The following is an 18,750-nucleotide window of genomic DNA, read 5'->3' as shown; positions in this document are numbered from 1 at the left end:
TGAAATGAAGAAAATAACTTTGGGATTATCTGCGCTGTTAAGTTTCGTATCTGTGTCATTTGCCCAAACGACTACAGAAGACTTTTCGGGTCTATTCAATGCTTTAAAATCTGCTGTTCGAGCTACGGACAAGGCGCATTATGCTACTCGGATGGTGGAGTCTCCTTCGGGCTCACTATCAGCAAATCAGTTTCTGCTGGATGCCAGTTTACAAATGGTAGCAACAACCTTTGCTGAAGAAAAAAAATATGATAAAGCTGCAGAATGGACATCGAAAATCAAAGACGAGCAGATGCGTCAAGGCACCAATTGTTTTATTGCCGGCGTACTGATTAGTGACCAAAAATTTAAGGAGGCACATCAACTCCTTGATGTGGATGTTAAATCTTTGGCAAAAGATGATCTAGGGAATGCAAGGCCTTCTCAGGAGCAATTACAGCTAAGCTTGCTGTATGGCGAGCTGCTCTTTACGGAAAAGAAATACGAGCAAGCGGCTAGCTATCTGCATGCTGCTTTGGAAATCCCCAAATATGTGGATAAGTACAAAGAGTTATATGTACGTGCATTAATCAATGGGAATTCCGATAAAGTGAATGAAGATTTGATCGAGAACGTATTTTTAGCTGAGGGACACCGTTCCTCAGCTTTCAAAAACGATGTGCAAGCATGGTACAACAAGAAAGACGGTAATGATAAACGATATCTTGCGCTAGAAGGAAAAGCGCAAAAAGAAGAGTTCATACGTTTAGAAGCGAAAGTGAGCAAAATGGCAGTAAATAAACCTGCTCCCGATTTTGAAGTGAAAGACATTCATGGGAATAGCGTGTCTCTTGCGAATCTAAAAGGCAAAACTGTGATTTTAGATTTTTGGGCAACTTGGTGTCAACCTTGTGTAGCGTCGTTTCCTGGCATGCAGAAAGCGGTCGATTATTACAAAAATGATCCTTCGGTTGTTTTTATGTTTATCCATACATCTGAAAAAAAAGGTGCAAACGTAAAGGAACAATCTTTGGATTTAATGAATGAAAAAGGATATAAATTTGATGTCTACCTAGATTTAAGGGATCCGAATACGGGAAAATGCCCGGCTGCTACAGCATTTGAGGTCCGTGGTATCCCCGCCAAATTTGTGATCAACAAAGAGGGGATTATCAAATTCGCGAATGAAGGCTATATCGGTGAGGATGAAGCTGTGGAAGAAATCAAATTCATGGTTGAACGTTCCAATCAAAACTAAAATAAAAATTAGATAGATATGAGAAAGATAGTATTAACAGTTGTGGCCGCTTTTATGCTGCTAACTGCTCAAGCACAACAAAATACCGCTGCCAAAGATATGCGCCAGCGTTTTACGGAATTAAATAATATTCAGGATGAGAAGTTATTGGCTGAACAACTAAAATCCTTGTTACAGGGGACTGCAGAAGAGGATTACCTATTGGTCTATTATTTTTACAGCAACAAAGGTGAGGAGACGAAAGCAGAAGAGGTTAAACAAGTCATCACACAAAAGTTTCCAGAAGGGCAGTTGGTTTTTCAGGAAAAGCTACAGGCTATTGATGCCTTAACGGATTTAGAGGTCAAGGCGACGCAATTTGATGCCTTGTACGCTAAATACCCGAATCAGTCCTACGGATATACTGCTTATTCCTTGGCGCAAGAATTTGCAGCAAAAGGCGACGAGACGAAGATGAAACATTATGCGGATATTTATGCAAGTAAGGTTACTGATGGAAGGGGGAATGCCATTCGAAAAGAAGCGATCTATGCAAATGTTGCGGGAGCGTTGGTGAATGTCAATCCGGATGCGGCAGCTCCATACTTGAAGGAAGGGGTTGAAGAAGCCAAGCGGGGATTGGATGAACAGCTTGCTGATACAGCGGCAGATCCAAATCGGGTATTGCGTGCACGAAACAATTACTATGGGCTGTTGGTGGGTTATATCAATGCGCTTACTGCGGGCAGTAACCCTGAAGCTGGCTATACATTGGCTAAGCAAACTGTTGATGGCTTGAAAGCTACAGGAAATACAGAAGAGGGTTTACTTAGTTATTTAGAAAGTTCTTATCTCCAAAGTTTGATGGCGACGAAGCGGTTTTCGGAGGCTTTGCCGCTGATGGAAAAAGCAGTGAAAGAAGGAAAAGCCTCGGATAATGTAAAAGAAAATCTCCAAATAGCTTATGAAGTAGTGAAAGGTAGCAGCAGTGGGTTTCGGCAGTATGAGCAAGAGTTGTATGTAGCGCAAGAAGCATACTTACAGGAAGAGGTAGCAAAGATGGCGATTAATCAACCTGCACATCATTTTGAACTGAAAGATGTAGATGGAAAAACAGTGAAATTAAGTGATCTGAAAGGTAAAGTGGTGGTGTTGGATTTCTGGGCAACCTGGTGTGGCCCCTGCAAGGCGTCTTTCCCTGCGATGCAAAAGGCTGTCAATAAATACAAGGAAGACCCCAAGGTCGAGTTTCTTTTCTTGCATACCTGGGAAAAAGGAAGCGGCGATGCGACGCAAAATGCAAAAAAGTATATTGTTGATAATAGTTACACGTTTGAAGTGCTAATGGATTTGCGCGATCCTGAAACGAAGCAAAGCGCAGTAGCCTCTGCTTATCAAGTAGAAGGTATTCCTACGAAGATTATTATTGACCCGAAAGGAAATATCCGCTTCAATACCTCGGGATTTTCAGCTGACGCTGATAAAGCAGTGAAGGAACTTTCTACAATGATTGAATTTGCGAAGAAGGGTTAACTATGATGAAGAGTATTTTGAATAAATTAGCACTGGTTGTCATCTTCTGGATCACTATACCTTATTCGCTTGTAAGGGCACAAACATTTCGGAACAACACCGTGTCGATTACGCAACCTTTTGTGGTTTCGGCCGATTCGTTGATCGGTTTAGGAAAAATCAAACCTGTCGAACAATTGCAGGCATCTTTGGAAAATCCCAGCTTAGCGAAGGTCAGTTTACCAAAGATCCATCAAGAAGATCTAAAGGCGAGAGATATCTATGCAAAAGCATTGCAAGCTACTGTCGTTGTTGGAAGTGCTTATTTATGTCCGCGTTGTGCGCACACACATGTGAGCAATGCGACAGGTTATATCATCAGTGAAGATGGTGTGGTGGTCACCAATTACCATGTATTAGATGGTTATCTCCATATGGGGGATGGCAACAAGCCTTTGGCTCTTTTGGTGCGCTTGGCAAATGGAAAAACTTATGCGGTAAAAGAAGTGATCAATGCTTCGGAGAAAGACGACTTGGCTGTCTTGCGGCTTGATGTAGGAAAAGATGTACTTCCTGCTTTGGCCTTATCGGAAGGTGCTGTGGTCGGAGAAGATGCTTATGTATTAGGACATCCACGTGGAATGTATTACTTTTTCACAAAAGGGATGGTAAATTCGAAGTTTCAGGAAGCAGGTGGGACACAGGAAGAACCCTATTTTTATGATGTAATGGCTATTTCCGCAGATTATGCAGCAGGTGCGAGTGGCGGACCTGTTTTAGATAGTGCTGGTAATATTATCGGTACGGTTTCTAGCACGCGGACGCTTCAATATAACGATCCGGGACGCTCTGTTCAGATGGTTTTGAAAACCACCATTCCTGTAGAATCTTTATGGAAATTATTGAATAAGAAAGTTTAAAAAAATTATACAACGATGAGAAAATGGATCATTCCTATGTTGGCGTTCATGTTGATTTTTGGATCAAGAGTTTTCGCACAAGGAACAGTAACGATACCCGATGCAGCTGCATTGAAGGCTAAATATCAAACGGAATTGGTGAAGAAAGAAGCACCTGATTTTACGCTTGTCGATCTCTATGGAAATACAGTCTCCTTATCTGATTTTAGAGGGAAGGTTGTGGTGATTGACTTTTGGGCTACCTGGTGTAAGCCTTGTATCGGTTCATTTCCGGGGATGCAAGCTACAGTTGAAAAATATAAGAATGATAAAGATGTGAAATTCTTGTTTATCGATACTTGGGAACAAAAGGAAAATTACAAAGATGAAGTGAAAGCCTTAATGGAAAAAGACGGTTATACCTTCCACGTGTTGTTTGACGAGATGAAAGATGCAAATAAAGCGGTAACGACAGCGTACGGTGTGCAGGGGATACCAAATAAGGTAATTATTGATAAAAATGGCTTTATCCGTCTACAATCAGCAGGAAGTGGGCGGGATACCGCTAAAATCCTTGCAGAAATGTCTGCTAAAATTGAATTGGTGAAGGAGGCCAATTGATAAAATTAGTGGGTTTGTATACTAGTTTTCTTAAGGTTCAGCGGTAGTTCCAATAGAGCAAGCGGAAGTTGGGCAGAGCCCTACTCTGCGTGCCGTATGCGCTGCAAACGGGGTTTTGGGTATCCTCCGGGGATACCCTCATGGCCTAACTACACTATAGGAATCGATTTCGGTATACCCGAGGGTATACAGGACAGGTTTTTTAGATATACGAATATATAACCGTAGCAATATATAGAGGATGCACCCTGTTGGACATCCCATTGAACATTCATCATTATACACCTTTCTTGTTCAAATATGCCTTAGCATTGAGAAGTTTGGAGTGATATCACCATTTATAGGTCACAGCGTTTATGTTCATTCCGGCACCGACCGATGCAAACATTATGACATCCCCACCGGAAATCCCAAAAGACTCCAATTCACCGCTTACGACCTGGTGCAAAAGCGTCGGAATAGTGGCTACCGAACTATTCCCCAATGTGGAGATGTTCATCGGCATGATGTTTTTTGGAAGACTTTCTATGCCATACAGTTCAAGGAATCTTTTAACAATGGCCTCGTCCATTTTTTCGTTGGCTTGATGGAGGAAGATCATCCTGAGGTTTTCGATGTTTTCCGTACTTCTGTCGAAACATTCCTTCATGGCAAGAGGAACATGCTTTAGCGCATATTCGTAAACTTTTCTCCCCTTCATTTTAATAAAACGAGCTTCATCTATTTCGCCTCTGTTGGATCCGCCGGAATAGATGAATTCCAGTTCCGTACCCGTATCCGATCTAACTGCCGCATTGATGATCCCGCTGTTGCCATCTAGGCTCTTTTTTATAATACAGGCTCCCGCGCCGTCAGAGAATATCATGCTGTCCCTGTCCGTGGGATCCAGTACACGGGACAGCGTCTCGGTACCGATGACCAGACAGGTCTCGGCTTCTCCTGCCCTAATGGCAATATCGGCCTGGATAATGCCCTGTAACCATCCGGGACATCCAAAAATGATATCGTAAGGTATACAGCCTGCATTTTTAATCCCTAAATTGTGTTTGATACGGGATGAAAGAGAAGGAACCATATCTCTGGGAGCTCCATGGTACTTCATATCTCCATAATTCTGTGCAACGATGATGAGGTCTATCGACTCCCGGTCAATGGAAGCGTTCGCCAATGCATCTTCTGCGGCCCGCGTTCCCATAGCGGAGGCGGTCATCCCTTCGGGAGCATATCGTCTCTGCTTTATTCCCGTAATTGCCTTAAATTTTTGTATAACGGTTTCCCGGGACTGCTGTATTTCCATATGGTCAGGGTCAAAGAACATGCTGTCCAAGAAAAACTCGTTTGGTATATTCTGCGCAGGGATGTATGCCCCGGTAGCTATTATTTTTGATCTTGCCATTTGTAAATCATTTAAGAGGTACTAATTGAAGTGGTAAAGGAAGATCACGTCACCGACATACGCTGGTTTGGCATGACCTTTAATCGCCAGATTAGCCTGGATGACTGCTTTTATCGTTCCCCGAAGGTCCGTAATCGACTTGACAGTAGCCTGTAGCTGTACTTCGCTGTCAACCGGTACAGGTTGGCCGAATTTCAAGCTCTCTATCCCATAATTGATCTCCATTTTTACGTTTCTTACGTCTGCAATCTGTTTCCAGAGATAAGGGATAAGGGACAACGTCAGGTAACCGTGTGCAATGGTAGATCTAGAGGGTCCTTCATTTTCAGCCTTTTCCTTATCTACATGTATCCATTGATGATCTAACGTTGCATCCGCAAACTTGTCGATCTGCTGCTGATCGATGCGGTGCCATCCGGAAACACCTAAGATCTTTCCCTCATGGGACCTATATTCTTCAAAATTGTTGATGATAACCATATTAACAGTAATAGATTGATAAATATTTGGATATATGTGCAAGTTTATAAAAAGTTGGAATAATTAGGAAATTTCTGGCATCAAGGTAAAAGAAAATTCTCTGTGCCGTTCCACAACAATATATTGAAATCTATTGCATACAGAATGCAAAGACAGGGGGATCTCACTTGGTTCTGCGCATACTGTTTAGCTTGGGTACCCAAAGTCCGTCAAAGTGTCATTATATACCAAATCCTTTACGATCTGAATATATTTCTCTTGTTGAATGGCAAAAAAATAGCAGAAAAACACGGGTGCCATCTGCTAAATTTTATTCTCAAAAAAATTGTTGATCCTTCTTTTTGGTTATGCTACGCGTACGTTAACTGCGTTAACTCCATTTTGCCCATTTTCTACATCAAATGTCACGCTGTCGTTTTCACGTACATCGTGTACCAGACCTGACGAATGTACGAAAACATCCTGACCACCACTTACTGGTGTAATAAAACCGAAACCCTTGGTAACGTTAAAGAATTTTACTGTTCCTTCTTGCATTGTATTAAATATTTATTGTTAAATTATTCTTATTCCTTTGGCTATTGCCGTTATTGCACTGACCATGGCATCGCCACGATAGTAAATCTATCTGTTCGCAAGAAATGATGTTTGTATTTTTTATGTGGCTTGAAATAGTCCAAGTTCAAAAAGGTACTGCACCCGTTATATTGTCAACAAGAATTAGCAGCTGAAAAAGCGAAGACTGAGAGAGAAGATTGAACTAAACGGTTTCAGAAAAGCGTCGGCAGAGCCTGATTACATGTCAAATGTAAGTGTAATTTATTGTAAATGAAAGGATTTTCCTGTTTTTCTTTTTCCGACCCCCGATTTCGGTCCGAGGCGGTAAAGATAGAAGGCGTCAAAATTTCCCTATCGGGACATTCCGCGGATGACCCGGACATGTGACCCGAATGCTTCCCGGAAGGTCCTGTATTGGCACGATTGCCCCTGGAATTCCATTTGCAGGGATCGCAGTCTTTTCCGGTAGATACTTCTTTGGGAATGCCTTCCACGGTGATGCGCATGTAGATCGGCTTTGGACCGCTCACGTAGTTTTTTGGTTTCTTCAAATAGAAGAGCAAGGAATAATTTGTACTCAATTTTAACCATTTAAGTGTAACAAACTTAGCCTTGCAGCCTAACGAAATCAAGATGTTCAATTTCTGAACCAGTTGTTAATCAAAACATTAACCCCTTTTCAGTGAGTCATGAATTTTAAAAAAGTGACTCACCGAATGACTCACTTTTTTATTGGGAAAAACTGGATATTTTGTAAAATCTGACAAAACAAAAAACGCTGCAAACATTTAATTTACAGCGTTTTAGTATGTTTTGATCTCAAGATCTGTAGCCCGTAGGGGAATCGAACCCCTGTTTCAAGAATGAAAATCTTGCGTCCTAACCCCTAGACGAACGGGCCTTTTTGCTTTGGTGATGCAAATATAGGCTCTTTATCCATATAGCCAAAATATTTTTTAAAGCAAACCCTTAACTCATTGGCTTTTAAAATATTATTTTTTAGATCAAATCAAATCCGATGTCTGTTCTGAAGTATTTTCCTTGGAAAAAGATCCTTCCAGCATCCGCTGTAGCCTGTTGTAGGGCCGAAAACAGATCATCTTCTAAGGCTGTAACTGCTAGAACGCGACCTCCGGCAGTTACTACATCAACGCCATCCTGTTTCGTTCCGGCATGGAAAACGATAGACTCTTTCACGTTCTCCATATTGCTGATTACCTTGCCACCTTCATAATCGCCTGGATAACCTCCAGAAACAATCACTACCGTAGCTGCCGTTTTAGGAGATACCGTATAAGAACGGTCAGCAAGATTTCCTTGCGCAACACCTTCTAACAGATCCACTAAATCCGACTCGATACGAACCAATACAGATTCTGTCTCTGGATCCCCCATACGAACATTGTATTCAATGACATAAGGCTCGCCATCCACATTCATCAATCCGATGAAGATAAAACCCTTGTAAGGAATATTATCTTTCTTCAAACCATCCACTGTAGGTTTGATGATACGCTCTTCTACCTTATCTAAGAAAGCTTGATCAGCAAAAGGAACAGGTGAAACAGAACCCATACCACCGGTATTTAGTCCTGTATCGCCTTCGCCGATACGTTTATAATCCTTTGCAGAAGGCAGTACTTTATAATCTTTTCCGTCTGTAAGCACAAAAACAGAAAGCTCGATACCTTTTAAGAACTCTTCAACAACCACAACATTGCTGGCTTCGCCAAACTTCGCATCGCTGATCATAGCCTTCAATTCCGCCTTCGCATCTTCATACGACTCACAGATCAACACACCCTTTCCTGCTGCTAATCCATCAGCCTTCAAAACGATTGGAAGCTTCTGTGTGTCCAAATACGCTAATCCTTCTTCTAAATTTGTCTTATCGAATGAACGGAAAGCAGCAGTCGGTACATTATGACGAATCATGAACTCCTTAGAGAAGTCTTTAGATCCCTCTAACTGAGCACCTTCTGCTTGTGGGCCAACTACCGCAATATGTTTCAATTGATCGTCAGCTAGAACATAATCATGAATACCTTTTACAAGCGGCTCCTCAGGACCAACAACAATCATTTCAATATTATTCGCCAAAGCAAAATCAGCAATTCCTTTAAAATCAGTTACTTTCAAAGCAACATTCTCGCCATACTGACCAGTACCTGCGTTTCCAGGTGCAATGAATAGTTTAGATAGTTTAGGACTTTTAGAGATTTTATAGGCAAAGGCAGACTCTCTACCTCCAGAGCCGATAATAAGAATATTCATATCGCAAAGATATTGAAGCAAATGCAAATATTACCCTACCCACAGCATCTTTTATAAAATCTTATCGCTTTTTTCTTGTCATCCCTCTTTTCAAGCTTCCATACAATCTGTCAGATTCGGTCGATAAGCAGTGGAATCATGAATATTTTTTCGTATCATTATAATGATTTTACCAGTTAGAATTATGAAGCAAATTCTCTATGCTATAACTCTGATTCTGTTATCCTTACACACAGGATCTATCCTCGCTCAAGACATTAATTTACTACAAAGCCGTTTACAGCAATATGCTTCCGAAAACCCGCAGGAGAAGATTCATATGCATACCGACCGCAACTTGTATAGCGCTGGGGAAACCATTTGGTATAAAACTTATACTGTAATTGATATTGAAAACAGGCTCTCTACCCTATCTAATCTAATCCATGTCGATCTCATCGACCCGAAAGGAACAATCATAGCATCTAGAATGCACCTCAACATCAACGGACTCAGCTTAGGGGAAATTGAATTGACCGACACATTAGTCGATGGATCCTATCGCTTAAGAGCCTATACTAACTGGATGCGAAATGACAGCTCCGACTACTTCTTCGAAAAGGTTCTGGAAATTGGGAATGTACGAACCGATGAGCTATTCTCCAAAGCGAGCCTAGTCACGATAGATGGTACCTCATATTACCAGATCAAGTTGGAGAACGCCGATGGAACCCTACTCCCGAAAACAACAGTTCGTTACGAGGTCTTTGATGGCGAAGACAGCATAGATAAGGGTCGGGCAACATTGAACGAAGATGGCAATGTGCTAATTAAGGTCGACAACAAAAACCGTGGGAAAGGGATTATGCTGAGTATTCGAAAGCCGGACCGACGAACGGTAAAAAAATATATCAATAGCCAGTCTTTCTTCTCTGAAAACGATGTCCAAGCATTCCCTGAAGGCGGATACTATCTCGCGAATGAACTCAATAAAATAGCTTTCAAAGCGACAGACCCACGGGGAAGAGGAGTTCCCGCCACAATCACCGTTTTTACAAATGCCAATGATACCGTTGGGAAAGTGGCCACTAATGACCTCGGATTGGCTGCTGGCAGCTTTTTCTTAATAGACAATAGTAGTTATCGCGCAGAGGTTAAGTTCAATGATGGAACATCCAAAACGATACAACTTCCACAGCCACAAAAAAGTGGATATGCAATGGTCGTGGGAACCAATTTTAACAAAATTTACACACAAGTCAACATCTCTGAAGACAAAATCGATAGCAAAGATCTCTATATCGTCTTTCAACATTTGGGCAATGTTTACTATATCGCGAAACAGGCCGCTAAGAAAAAGAATATTACGTTCATTAAGGAACAGAAAGACTTGCCAACCGGCGTCATTACCATCAGCATATTAGATCATAATTTACAGCCAATTCTAGAAAGAGCATACTTTAATAAGCGTACAAGCGAGGTTCCAACAGTAGATTTAAACCTAGATAATAAAAGCTACGGCAGCAGAGATAAGGTGCTTAGTGAAATTATTATAGGGTCTGAAGCAGATAGCATGCGCGTTGCATCACTTTCGGCGTCTGTCGTTAACTTATCCAAGGTTGGAGCTGAATTGGAAGATCAGTCCAATATCCTCAGCAGCTTGCTTTTACAGAGCGATGTCAAAGGCTATATTGAGCGTCCCGCCTATTATTTCAATAGCGATGGAACCTTTAAGCTCGAAGACTTGGACATGCTCTTATTGACCCAAGGCTGGCGTAAGATAAACTGGGCAAAATTAGACTCCCTAAATAAGAAACCGGAGTTCCACGCCGAGAAAGGCATTCGCATCGCGGGATATGTTAAACGCATGGGCAGGAAGGCCGCTGTTCCCAATGCAAAGGTTCAACTCATATCCACACATAACTTTATGGATTATATTGATACCACCGCAAATGAGGATGGCTATTTCCAAATTGATGATCTCATCTTCCCCGACAGCGTGAAGTTTATCCTATCGGCCAGGAATCAAAAAGATAAGAAATATGTGGATATTTCCTTGATTGAAACGTTGGAGCCGCAAGTCAATAACAGAAGAAACCAACCCTTGATCAACAACGACATCAACACTGTATTTAAGGACCAATTTCTTGCAACGAAGGCGTTTTATAACGAGTTGGAAAATAAAGGCTTGATGGACAAAACCATTCAGATAGAAGAAGTCGTTGTGCGTGCTACCCGGCCAAAAGCGGCAGAGCACTCTAGTAATTTAAATGGTCCTGGAAATGCCGACCAGGTTATCACGGCGGAAGAATTAGGCCCCTGTCCAAATTTGGAAAGCTGCCTTGGCGGTCGTCTTTTAGGTGTTGTATTCCGAAACGGACAAGCCTATATGACACGAGGCAATACCGAACCGATGCAACTTATCGTCGATGGGATGTATATAGAGGCCGATATGCTTTCTATGATCAATCCATTCGATGTGGAAACCGTTGAAGTGCTTAGAAACGTAAATTACACTTCCATCTATGGATTCAATGGCGCCAATGGCGTCCTTATTATCACGACAAAGCGTGGTGGAGGTCTCGTGGCGAACTCCAAACCTATCGGCATGATTGTCGCTCAACCGAAAGGCCTTTCGATGATCAAAGAATTCTACAAACCGGTCTACGAGCCTGACTCCACTTCCGGATTCCAAAGCGACCTACGAACTACCATACATTGGGCACCAAACCTCGTTACGGATGAGAGCGGCAAAGCACAATTTGACTTCTATACTTCCGACGAGCCGGGAACTTACCGTATAACGTTGGAAGGCATCGATTTAATGGGTAGGATATACAGAAAGCAAGTCGATTTTGAAGTGAAATGATAATATTTTCTGTAAATTACCCTAATTAATGTTATAAATACGTCCGTATGCATTCATACCTGAAGACACAAGTAACAGAACATATCTGTTATATCCAATTAGATCGTGGCAGATCAAATGCTATGCATCTTGAAATGATCGAAGAACTTTCTGCTACGATTCAGCAACAGCAAGACGACCCTAGCGTAGAAGCTATAGTTCTGCAAGGGAAAGAAGGATTCTTTACCTCTGGCCTCGACTTAATAACCTTATTTCAATACGATGAACAACAGATCCGCACGTTCTGGGAGAAGTTCATTGACCTATTGCACCAGCTTGCCGCATTCCCTAAGCCTAGCATCGCTGCGATAACCGGGCATAGCCCTGCAGGAGGTTGCGTACTGGCCATCTGCTGCGATTACCGCGTTATGGCGGAAGGCGAATTCATTATCGGTTTAAACGAAGTTCCGGTTGGCATTATCGTTCCTTCCAGCATCTTCGATATCTATAGTTTCTGGATTGGAAAAGCCAATGCACATCGATTCCTGCTAGAAGGAAAACTATTATCTCCACTGGCTGCACTAGAGGTTGGATTGCTCGACGAGGTTGTCCCTTTCGAACGCATCCAGACCGCAGCAGGAAGAAAAGCAAAACACTATATGCAGTTCGATAAAAACGCATGGGGTGCGACTAAGATGAATATCCGCAAAGACCTGTTGAAAAACATTGCACAAACAAAGGATGAAGCGATTGAACAAGTACTTAAGCAATGGTGGGCACCATCGACGCGTTCGATCTTAAAAACGATTATCGACAATTTGACAAAGAAATAAAATGGCAGTACAAGGAGCTTTACAACAAGATGCCCTAAAAGGGAAGACCATCGTCGTTACTGGTGGTGGAACAGGATTAGGAAAAGCAATGGCAACCTATTTCTCCGAACTTGGTGTTAATTTAGTCATCAGCAGCAGAAAACTGCCGGTATTGGAAGAAGCCGCCGCTGAGATCAACAACAAAACAGGTAATGCTGTTCTGCCGGTCGCATGCGATATACGCAATCCTGAGGAAGTGGAATACCTACGTATTCAAGCAGAAAAAGCATTCGGCAAAGTCGATGTGCTATTAAACAACGCGGCGGGTAACTTTATCTCCCCGACGGAACGCCTCTCCCCGAACGCCTTCTCGACCATTATCGATATTGTATTGAAAGGAACTATAAACTGTACCCTGGAATTCGGAAAGAACTGGATCGAAAAGAAACAACAGGCTAACGTGCTCAACATCATCACTACCTACGCCTTTACAGGTTCGGGATATGTTGTCCCTTCTGCAGTAGCTAAAGGTGGCGTATTGACCCTTACCCGCTCGCTGGCGGTAGAATGGGGGAAATACGGAATCCGCCATAATGCGATTGCTCCAGGACCTTTCCCGACAAAGGGAGCTTGGGACAGACTATTGCCTGGCGACTTGGCCGCTAAATTCGATTTCAAAAACCGTGTACCCTTAAAACGCGTAGGCGACCATCAGGAACTCGCTAATTTGGCAGCTTTTTTGGTGTCTGATTATGCCGCTTACATCAACGGCGAGGTCATCACCATCGATGGCGGTGAATGGTTACAAGGCGCAGGACAATTGAGCGGATTGGAAGCCGTAGAACCGGAAATGTGGGATGCAATCGAACAGAAGATAAGAAAAAACAACAAGTAATGATTAAAAAATACTTAGCATACTTTTTCGTATGGGGGTTGTTGCTTACAGCATGTAATAATAGCAACAAGACAACCGAAGAAAAACAAGACAGCGTTGTACGCGAGCCTATCGATCAACCCGAAGAAGTACAGCAAATATCGGAAGTTATTACGCGCTTCGTCAGGGCATATATCAGTCAGGACAATGAAAAGCTAAATGCTCTAGTCCATCCGGAACTTGGCATGGCGATTATCTATCGTCCGGGAGCAGCAGATACATTCGCTTTGATCGACTCCTTTGATTTCAAAAAACCGGTGCCGGAGTATTACGCTTACCCGCCTCTTCAGAACGATCAGGTATTGACCTTCGAAAAATTACCGAGCTTCGATTGCGGCTCGATGAAATGGGATAAAACAGGGTTCTACAGCGACACAACCTCGAACAGCCAAACGCAACTGTTGCAGACCATTGTCAAGTTTGAGGAAGAGTTTGAATCTTCCAAATACAATGAGCAGCAGAAAAAACGCATACAGGAGTTGGAAAACGGAAGTTACCGCGTTATATTAGCACAGCCCGAAGAAAGCTTAATCTTCCATGTAAAGCAGTTTGGTACGGCTTGGTATGTCACATTACTTGATCGCGCATATGGCGGTTGCGACGCATAAGAAACACATTACTATTAAGAATTCAATAAGACCTCATGGGCAATTTAGATAAAGACACACAGGCGAGAATCAACCAATGGTTGACGAACGAATATGACCAGGATACGGTAGCACAGGTACAGAAGCTGGTTGATAACAATGAAGAAACCGAATTATTAGACTCCTTCTACAAAGAATTGGAGTTCGGAACAGGTGGTTTACGCGGGATTATGGGCGTAGGTTCCAACCGAATGAATAAGTACACCATCGGAAAAGCGACGCAGGGCCTAGCGAACTATCTGTTAAAGCAATTCCCGAATCAAGACATCAAAGTCGCAGTCTCCTACGATAGCCGCAATAATTCGCAGGCATTCGGAAACTTAGTGGCCGATGTATTTTCTGCCAACGGCATCCATGTCTACTTATTTGAGGAATTACGACCTACCCCGGTATTATCCTTTGCTGTCCGTCATTTCGAATGCCAAGGCGGTGTGATGCTAACAGCATCGCATAACCCGAAGGAGTATAACGGCTACAAAGCATATTGGAACGACGGCGGACAATTGGTCGCGCCGCACGACAAGAACGTAATCACAGAAGTGAATGCCATCCAATCGGTAAATGACATCAAATTCGATCGCGTAGAAAAGAACATCACCTTAGTAGGTTCAGAATTCGATGATATCTACATCGCTGAAAACAAAAAATTAAGCATTCATCCGGAGGCGGTTCAAGGGCAAAAAGATCTGAAAATCGTTTATTCTCCAATCCACGGAACAGGTATTACCGTTGTTCCGAAAATGTTGAAAGCTTGGGGATTTGAAAATGTCACGATCGTAGAGGAGCAAGCTGAACCAAATGGAAACTTCCCTACCGTGATTTATCCAAATCCGGAGGAAGATGATGCCATGGCAAAAGCAAAGCAAAAGGGCCAAGAGCTGGACGCAGATGTCGTGATGGCAACAGACCCCGATGCAGACCGCGTTGGTGTGGCTATTAAAACACCTTCGGGATCTTTCCAATTAATCAACGGAAACCAGATCGGAAGCTTGCTGACTTATTATGTCCTTTCTTCTAAAAAGGCATTAGGCCAACTAAAACCAAACGATTATATCGTAAAAACCATCGTAACGTCTAATCTATTCGCAGCGATTGCGGATGCACATAATGTAAAATACTATGAAACATTAACAGGTTTCAAATACATCGGCGAAGTAATGACCAAATTATTGGGCAAGGAAAACTACTTGGTCGGTGGCGAAGAAAGTTACGGCTATTTGGTTGGCGATCTAGTACGCGATAAAGATGCGGTAAACTCCTGCGCTTTTATTGCCGAAATGTGCGCTTATTTCAAAAACCAAGGGAAGTCGCTATACGACGTTTTGGTACAGCTTTATTTGGAATATGGCTTCTATAAAGAAAAACTAATCTCCTTAACGAAAAAGGGGAAAGCGGGTGCTGATGAGATCAAGCAGATGATGGCCGATCTTCGTGCAGAGCTTCCTAAAACATTGGGTGGAATTGAAGTAGTAGAAGTTCGCGACTACGAAAACAGCGAAGCAACGAACATGAAAACCGGCGAGAAATCGAAAATCGAGCTTCCAAAGTCGGATGTTCTGCAGTTTATTACCGTTGATGGCGATGTAATTTCCGCACGCCCTTCGGGAACGGAGCCTAAAATCAAGTTCTACTGTTCCGTGAAAGAGAAATTAGCCTTTTCATCAGAGTACGGGCAGATCTCCAACCGCCTTGACGATAAAGTGGAAGTGATGATGGCCGACATAATCAAGGATTAATGGAAAAGTGGAAAGTATTAGATTCTAAATACATCATTCAGCGCCCTTGGGCAACGCTAAGAGTCGATAGACTCGAAATGCCCAATGGCAATATCAAAGAGGAGTATTATGTGCTAGAATACCCGAAATGGGTAAATATGATCGGTATTACCAAAGAAAATACCATCCTCTTTGTTAAACAGTATCGGCATGGTGCCGGCGAAGTACTGGTAGAGCTTCCTGCAGGTGTGGTAGAAGACGGCGAGGAGCCGGAACTAGCGGCTCGCAGAGAACTTTTGGAAGAGACCGGCTATTCATTCAATTCCATTGAATATGTTTGTAAGCTCTACGCAAACCCGGCTACTTCAGGCAATCCAACCTTCACCTATATTCTCCAAGGTGGCGTGAAAATACAAGAACAGGAACTCGACGCTTCCGAAGACATCGAAGTGGTCGAGATGAGTATAGAGGAAGCGAAGGCTTTTCTATTCGACAATAAAATCGGACAGGCATTGCATGCCTCTGCCCTATTCTACAGTTTTAAAAAGTTAGGTTTACTTTAATGTAGACCTAACTTAATTCTTTCTTAGCCCTGCTTTTCGCAATATTCAACGCTATTTTGTTACCTTTGCCGTATGGCTAGAGAAATTTATGAAACAAAGCGAAAAGCGCTTAAAATAAACCTAAACCCTGATATTTACGGAACATTTGCAGAGATCGGAGCCGGACAAGAGGTTGCCCGTAACTTCTTCGAAGCAGGCGCCGCATCAGGTACTATCGCAAAAACTATGTCGGCCTATGATATGGCTTTCTCCGATGCTATTTATGGCGTGGAGGAGTCTGGTCGCTACGTGAGCCGTACGCGCTTAAACAAAATGCTAGACCATGAGTTCGATTTATTAACCGAACGCTTACAGGGCGAGAAATACAATAGCAAGAAATTCTTCGCCTTCGCAGATACCGTAACTACCTTAAACTTCACGAAATCCAATGAGCCGCATGGCTGGATCGGAATCCGTTTCCAACATGAGGTCGATGGACCGACCAATGATATCGTTATCCACGTCCGCTTATTAGACTCTGATAATAGATTGCAAACAAAAGTATTGGGGATCTTAGGTGTAAACCTAGTATTCGCCGCTTATTACTACGCGGAAGATCCACAAACGATGATCGAATCGCTAGCAGACAACCTATCGGTAGGATCGGTAGAAATCGACTTAGTTAAAGTATCTGGCCCTATATTCGAGAAAGCGAATGAACGCCTCCTGAACCTCTACCTGATCGCCAAAGGATTTGCTAAGGCCGCTATCTTTAAACCTGATGCAAAAGCCGCACAGATCAAAGATTACTTATACAAAAAGAACATCATCATCCTTCGTACTAAATACCGTCAGAAGTCAAATCCTAACTTTGACCTCTTCAATCTTGCCGTAGAAGAATTCCGCAAGAATACCGGAGCAACGCCGGAGGACACCGTAGTGCTTATCGAGGTATTGATGGGAAATGTATTAGATGAGAACTCAAGCATCACAGACGAGGATCTAAATTACTTTGCAGAACGTGCGGAATACCTATGTTCCACAGGAAACAATATCTTAGTATCCAACTTCCGCCGCAACAACCACCTTGCCGAGTTTGTTCAAAGCTTCAAACCAAAGCATGTAGGTATTGCAACCAACGTGTACAACCTGAAGAATATCTTCACTACACACAACTATAACAAGGAAAACTATACAAACGAGTTGTTATCCTATATCTCCGGTATGTTCAGCAAAAACGTAAAACTTTACGCCTACCCATACCTAGACAAAAAGAAGGAACAAATCGTGACCACCAAGAATATGCCGGTATCCGAAGAAGCAAAACCACTATTCGACTTCCTATTACAAAACAAATACATCATCGATATCGAAAACTACGACGAGAAGTTTGTTAAAACAGTGTAATTAAATCTAAGATATTAGAGTAAGGCGCCGATTAGGCTCCTTACTCTAATATCTAATGTCTTACATCTAATCTCTAATCCAAATATTTCTTAAAGATCGCATACAAAATCCGCATTTCATGCTCGTTCAATGTTGCGACATTTGGATTTTCTTGTATATAATGATATTTGAAGCCTTTGATGGCTGCATCTAGGTTTTTTACGTCGAAACCAATGATGCGCAGCGCTATTTTCACGTCGAAGTTTGCCGGTACTTCTTCCAGCGGTTGCTCATACCAGTATCCGAAACCTTGGTCGGCGAGGGTTTTCCAAGGGAAGCGAGACGGATCATTCTTACGCGTCGGCGCATAATCCATATGCCCAATAAAATTGCCTTGCGGAATGTTGTACGAAGTCTTTAGCTGTTGCAGCAATTTCACCAAAGCCTGTATTTGAGCATCTGGCCACAGGTCGGTAGTACCATTATTGTCAAGCTCGATACCGATCGAAGAGGAATTTAAGTCTGTATCATTCCCCCATTTGCCGGCTCCGGCGTGGTGGGCTCTGAAATAATCGTTCACCATCTGCACGATCTTGCCATCCCGACCGATTACATAATGCGAGCTAACGCCAACTTTTTGATTGTGGAAAGTCTTCACCGTCTGATCTAGCGACGCTTGCGCCGTATGATGGATCATCACATAATTAGGCCTGCGCATCCCAAAGTTTGTCGAACCAATCCACTCCTTTTGATCAGCACCAATCTTCGCTAGCTGACCTTCTACGGGCGCTTCCTTGTAGATTTCCGAAAATTCCTTCGCTTTTTTCTTGTAAACTTTCTCCGTTGCCGCATATTTACCACCTCCGCAAGAGGTCGCCAATGCCGCAATAACCAAATATGTAAATACGTTTCTAATCATTTTCTGTTTATC

Annotated in this window: 17 protein-coding genes and 1 tRNA gene; 11 read left to right on the top strand and 7 right to left on the bottom strand. The window is 42.7% G+C overall.

Annotation, left to right across the window (positions count from 1 at the left end; translation table 11 throughout):
• Positions 1 to 4: 4 nt before the first annotated feature.
• The 4 genes from B2400_RS06135 to B2400_RS06120 are packed head-to-tail and all read left to right on the top strand — an operon-like array spanning position 5 to position 4,248.
• Positions 5 to 1,237 carry a TlpA disulfide reductase family protein gene (locus tag B2400_RS06135; RefSeq protein ID WP_293931833.1) on the top strand — a complete coding sequence of 411 codons (1,233 nt, stop codon included), beginning with the start codon at positions 5 to 7 and terminating at the stop codon, positions 1,235 to 1,237.
• Between the two features lie 18 nt (positions 1,238 to 1,255).
• Positions 1,256 to 2,749 carry a TlpA family protein disulfide reductase gene (locus B2400_RS06130; RefSeq protein ID WP_293931831.1) on the top strand — a complete coding sequence of 498 codons (1,494 nt, stop codon included), beginning with the start codon at positions 1,256 to 1,258 and terminating at the stop codon, positions 2,747 to 2,749.
• A 2-nt stretch (positions 2,750 to 2,751) separates the two neighbouring features.
• Positions 2,752 to 3,648, top strand: a complete 897-nt coding sequence (locus B2400_RS06125) for a S1 family peptidase (RefSeq protein WP_293931829.1) — start codon at positions 2,752 to 2,754, stop codon at positions 3,646 to 3,648.
• 15 nt (positions 3,649 to 3,663) lie between these two features.
• On the top strand, positions 3,664 to 4,248 hold the full coding sequence (locus B2400_RS06120; protein ID WP_293931827.1) for a TlpA family protein disulfide reductase: 585 nt from the start codon (positions 3,664 to 3,666) through the stop codon (positions 4,246 to 4,248).
• A gap of 331 nt (positions 4,249 to 4,579) precedes the next feature.
• Here the strand turns inward: B2400_RS06120 and B2400_RS06115 are convergent, their stop codons facing one another.
• The 6 genes from B2400_RS06115 to purD form a co-directional block, all read right to left on the bottom strand.
• On the bottom strand, positions 4,580 to 5,644 hold the full coding sequence (locus B2400_RS06115; protein ID WP_293931825.1) for a 3-oxoacyl-ACP synthase III family protein: 1,065 nt from the start codon (positions 5,642 to 5,644) through the stop codon (positions 4,580 to 4,582).
• A gap of 21 nt (positions 5,645 to 5,665) precedes the next feature.
• Positions 5,666 to 6,124: a MaoC family dehydratase gene (locus B2400_RS06110; RefSeq protein WP_293931872.1), complete on the bottom strand. Its 459-nt coding sequence runs from the start codon at positions 6,122 to 6,124 to the stop codon at positions 5,666 to 5,668.
• A gap of 345 nt (positions 6,125 to 6,469) precedes the next feature.
• Positions 6,470 to 6,661 carry a cold-shock protein gene (locus B2400_RS06105; RefSeq protein WP_293931823.1) on the bottom strand — a complete coding sequence of 64 codons (192 nt, stop codon included), beginning with the start codon at positions 6,659 to 6,661 and terminating at the stop codon, positions 6,470 to 6,472.
• 233 nt (positions 6,662 to 6,894) lie between these two features.
• Positions 6,895 to 7,263, bottom strand: coding sequence for an Arm DNA-binding domain-containing protein (locus tag B2400_RS06100; RefSeq protein WP_293931821.1), 369 nt, complete (start codon positions 7,261 to 7,263; stop codon positions 6,895 to 6,897).
• Positions 7,264 to 7,511: 248 nt separating this feature from the next.
• Positions 7,512 to 7,583 (bottom strand) — tRNA-Glu (locus B2400_RS06095).
• A gap of 98 nt (positions 7,584 to 7,681) precedes the next feature.
• On the bottom strand, positions 7,682 to 8,956 hold the full coding sequence (purD, locus tag B2400_RS06090; RefSeq protein WP_286651598.1) for a phosphoribosylamine--glycine ligase: 1,275 nt from the start codon (positions 8,954 to 8,956) through the stop codon (positions 7,682 to 7,684).
• Between the two features lie 184 nt (positions 8,957 to 9,140).
• On the opposite strand from purD, the gene B2400_RS06085 reads away from it, so the two are divergent.
• The 7 genes from B2400_RS06085 to B2400_RS06055 all read left to right on the top strand — a co-directional run bounded on the left by B2400_RS06085 (position 9,141) and on the right by B2400_RS06055 (position 17,840).
• A complete protein-coding gene (locus B2400_RS06085) occupies positions 9,141 to 11,804 on the top strand; it encodes a TonB-dependent receptor plug domain-containing protein (RefSeq protein ID WP_293931818.1) in 2,664 nt (887 codons plus the stop codon).
• A 47-nt stretch (positions 11,805 to 11,851) separates the two neighbouring features.
• A complete protein-coding gene (locus tag B2400_RS06080; protein ID WP_293931816.1) occupies positions 11,852 to 12,616 on the top strand; it encodes an enoyl-CoA hydratase/isomerase family protein in 765 nt (254 codons plus the stop codon).
• Between the two features lies 1 nt (position 12,617).
• On the top strand, positions 12,618 to 13,490 hold the full coding sequence (locus tag B2400_RS06075) for an SDR family oxidoreductase (RefSeq protein ID WP_293931814.1): 873 nt from the start codon (positions 12,618 to 12,620) through the stop codon (positions 13,488 to 13,490).
• Entirely contained in the window at positions 13,490 to 14,137 is a 648-nt protein-coding gene (locus B2400_RS06070) for a hypothetical protein (protein ID WP_293931812.1), read from the top strand. Before B2400_RS06075 ends, B2400_RS06070 begins: the two co-directional genes overlap by 1 nt.
• 35 nt (positions 14,138 to 14,172) lie before the next feature.
• On the top strand, positions 14,173 to 15,912 hold the full coding sequence (locus B2400_RS06065; RefSeq protein ID WP_293931810.1) for a phospho-sugar mutase: 1,740 nt from the start codon (positions 14,173 to 14,175) through the stop codon (positions 15,910 to 15,912).
• Positions 15,912 to 16,454 carry an NUDIX hydrolase gene (locus B2400_RS06060; protein ID WP_293931808.1) on the top strand — a complete coding sequence of 181 codons (543 nt, stop codon included), beginning with the start codon at positions 15,912 to 15,914 and terminating at the stop codon, positions 16,452 to 16,454. Before B2400_RS06065 ends, B2400_RS06060 begins: the two co-directional genes overlap by 1 nt.
• 72 nt (positions 16,455 to 16,526) lie before the next feature.
• Positions 16,527 to 17,840, top strand: coding sequence for a nicotinamide mononucleotide adenylyltransferase (locus B2400_RS06055; RefSeq protein WP_260039937.1), 1,314 nt, complete (start codon positions 16,527 to 16,529; stop codon positions 17,838 to 17,840).
• Between the two features lie 73 nt (positions 17,841 to 17,913).
• Here the strand turns inward: B2400_RS06055 and B2400_RS06050 are convergent, their stop codons facing one another.
• On the bottom strand, positions 17,914 to 18,738 hold the full coding sequence (locus B2400_RS06050; RefSeq protein ID WP_293931805.1) for an N-acetylmuramoyl-L-alanine amidase: 825 nt from the start codon (positions 18,736 to 18,738) through the stop codon (positions 17,914 to 17,916).
• Positions 18,739 to 18,750: the final 12 nt, after the last annotated feature.

It is taken from the genome of Sphingobacterium sp. UBA6645, assembly GCF_002455685.1.
GTDB classification, from domain to species: domain Bacteria; phylum Bacteroidota; class Bacteroidia; order Sphingobacteriales; family Sphingobacteriaceae; genus Sphingobacterium; species Sphingobacterium hotanense.
The sequence above is the reverse complement of the archived record's forward strand: the minus strand, read 5'-3'. Positions and strand labels throughout refer to the sequence as shown.

Coding starts and splice junctions, on each gene's coding strand:
- B2400_RS06065 (WP_293931810.1), top strand. CDS start 14,173: ATGGGCAATTTAGATAAAGACACACAGGCGAGAATCAACCAATGGTTG.
- B2400_RS06125 (WP_293931829.1), top strand. CDS start 2,752: ATGATGAAGAGTATTTTGAATAAATTAGCACTGGTTGTCATCTTCTGG.
- B2400_RS06075 (WP_293931814.1), top strand. CDS start 12,618: ATGGCAGTACAAGGAGCTTTACAACAAGATGCCCTAAAAGGGAAGACC.
- B2400_RS06070 (WP_293931812.1), top strand. CDS start 13,490: ATGATTAAAAAATACTTAGCATACTTTTTCGTATGGGGGTTGTTGCTT.
- B2400_RS06120 (WP_293931827.1), top strand. CDS start 3,664: ATGAGAAAATGGATCATTCCTATGTTGGCGTTCATGTTGATTTTTGGA.
- B2400_RS06105 (WP_293931823.1), bottom strand. CDS start 6,661: ATGCAAGAAGGAACAGTAAAATTCTTTAACGTTACCAAGGGTTTCGGT.
- B2400_RS06135 (WP_293931833.1), top strand. CDS start 5: ATGAAGAAAATAACTTTGGGATTATCTGCGCTGTTAAGTTTCGTATCT.
- B2400_RS06055 (WP_260039937.1), top strand. CDS start 16,527: ATGGCTAGAGAAATTTATGAAACAAAGCGAAAAGCGCTTAAAATAAAC.
- B2400_RS06060 (WP_293931808.1), top strand. CDS start 15,912: ATGGAAAAGTGGAAAGTATTAGATTCTAAATACATCATTCAGCGCCCT.
- B2400_RS06050 (WP_293931805.1), bottom strand. CDS start 18,738: ATGATTAGAAACGTATTTACATATTTGGTTATTGCGGCATTGGCGACC.
- purD (WP_286651598.1), bottom strand. CDS start 8,956: ATGAATATTCTTATTATCGGCTCTGGAGGTAGAGAGTCTGCCTTTGCC.
- B2400_RS06130 (WP_293931831.1), top strand. CDS start 1,256: ATGAGAAAGATAGTATTAACAGTTGTGGCCGCTTTTATGCTGCTAACT.
- B2400_RS06115 (WP_293931825.1), bottom strand. CDS start 5,644: ATGGCAAGATCAAAAATAATAGCTACCGGGGCATACATCCCTGCGCAG.
- B2400_RS06080 (WP_293931816.1), top strand. CDS start 11,852: ATGCATTCATACCTGAAGACACAAGTAACAGAACATATCTGTTATATC.
- B2400_RS06085 (WP_293931818.1), top strand. CDS start 9,141: ATGAAGCAAATTCTCTATGCTATAACTCTGATTCTGTTATCCTTACAC.
- B2400_RS06110 (WP_293931872.1), bottom strand. CDS start 6,124: ATGGTTATCATCAACAATTTTGAAGAATATAGGTCCCATGAGGGAAAG.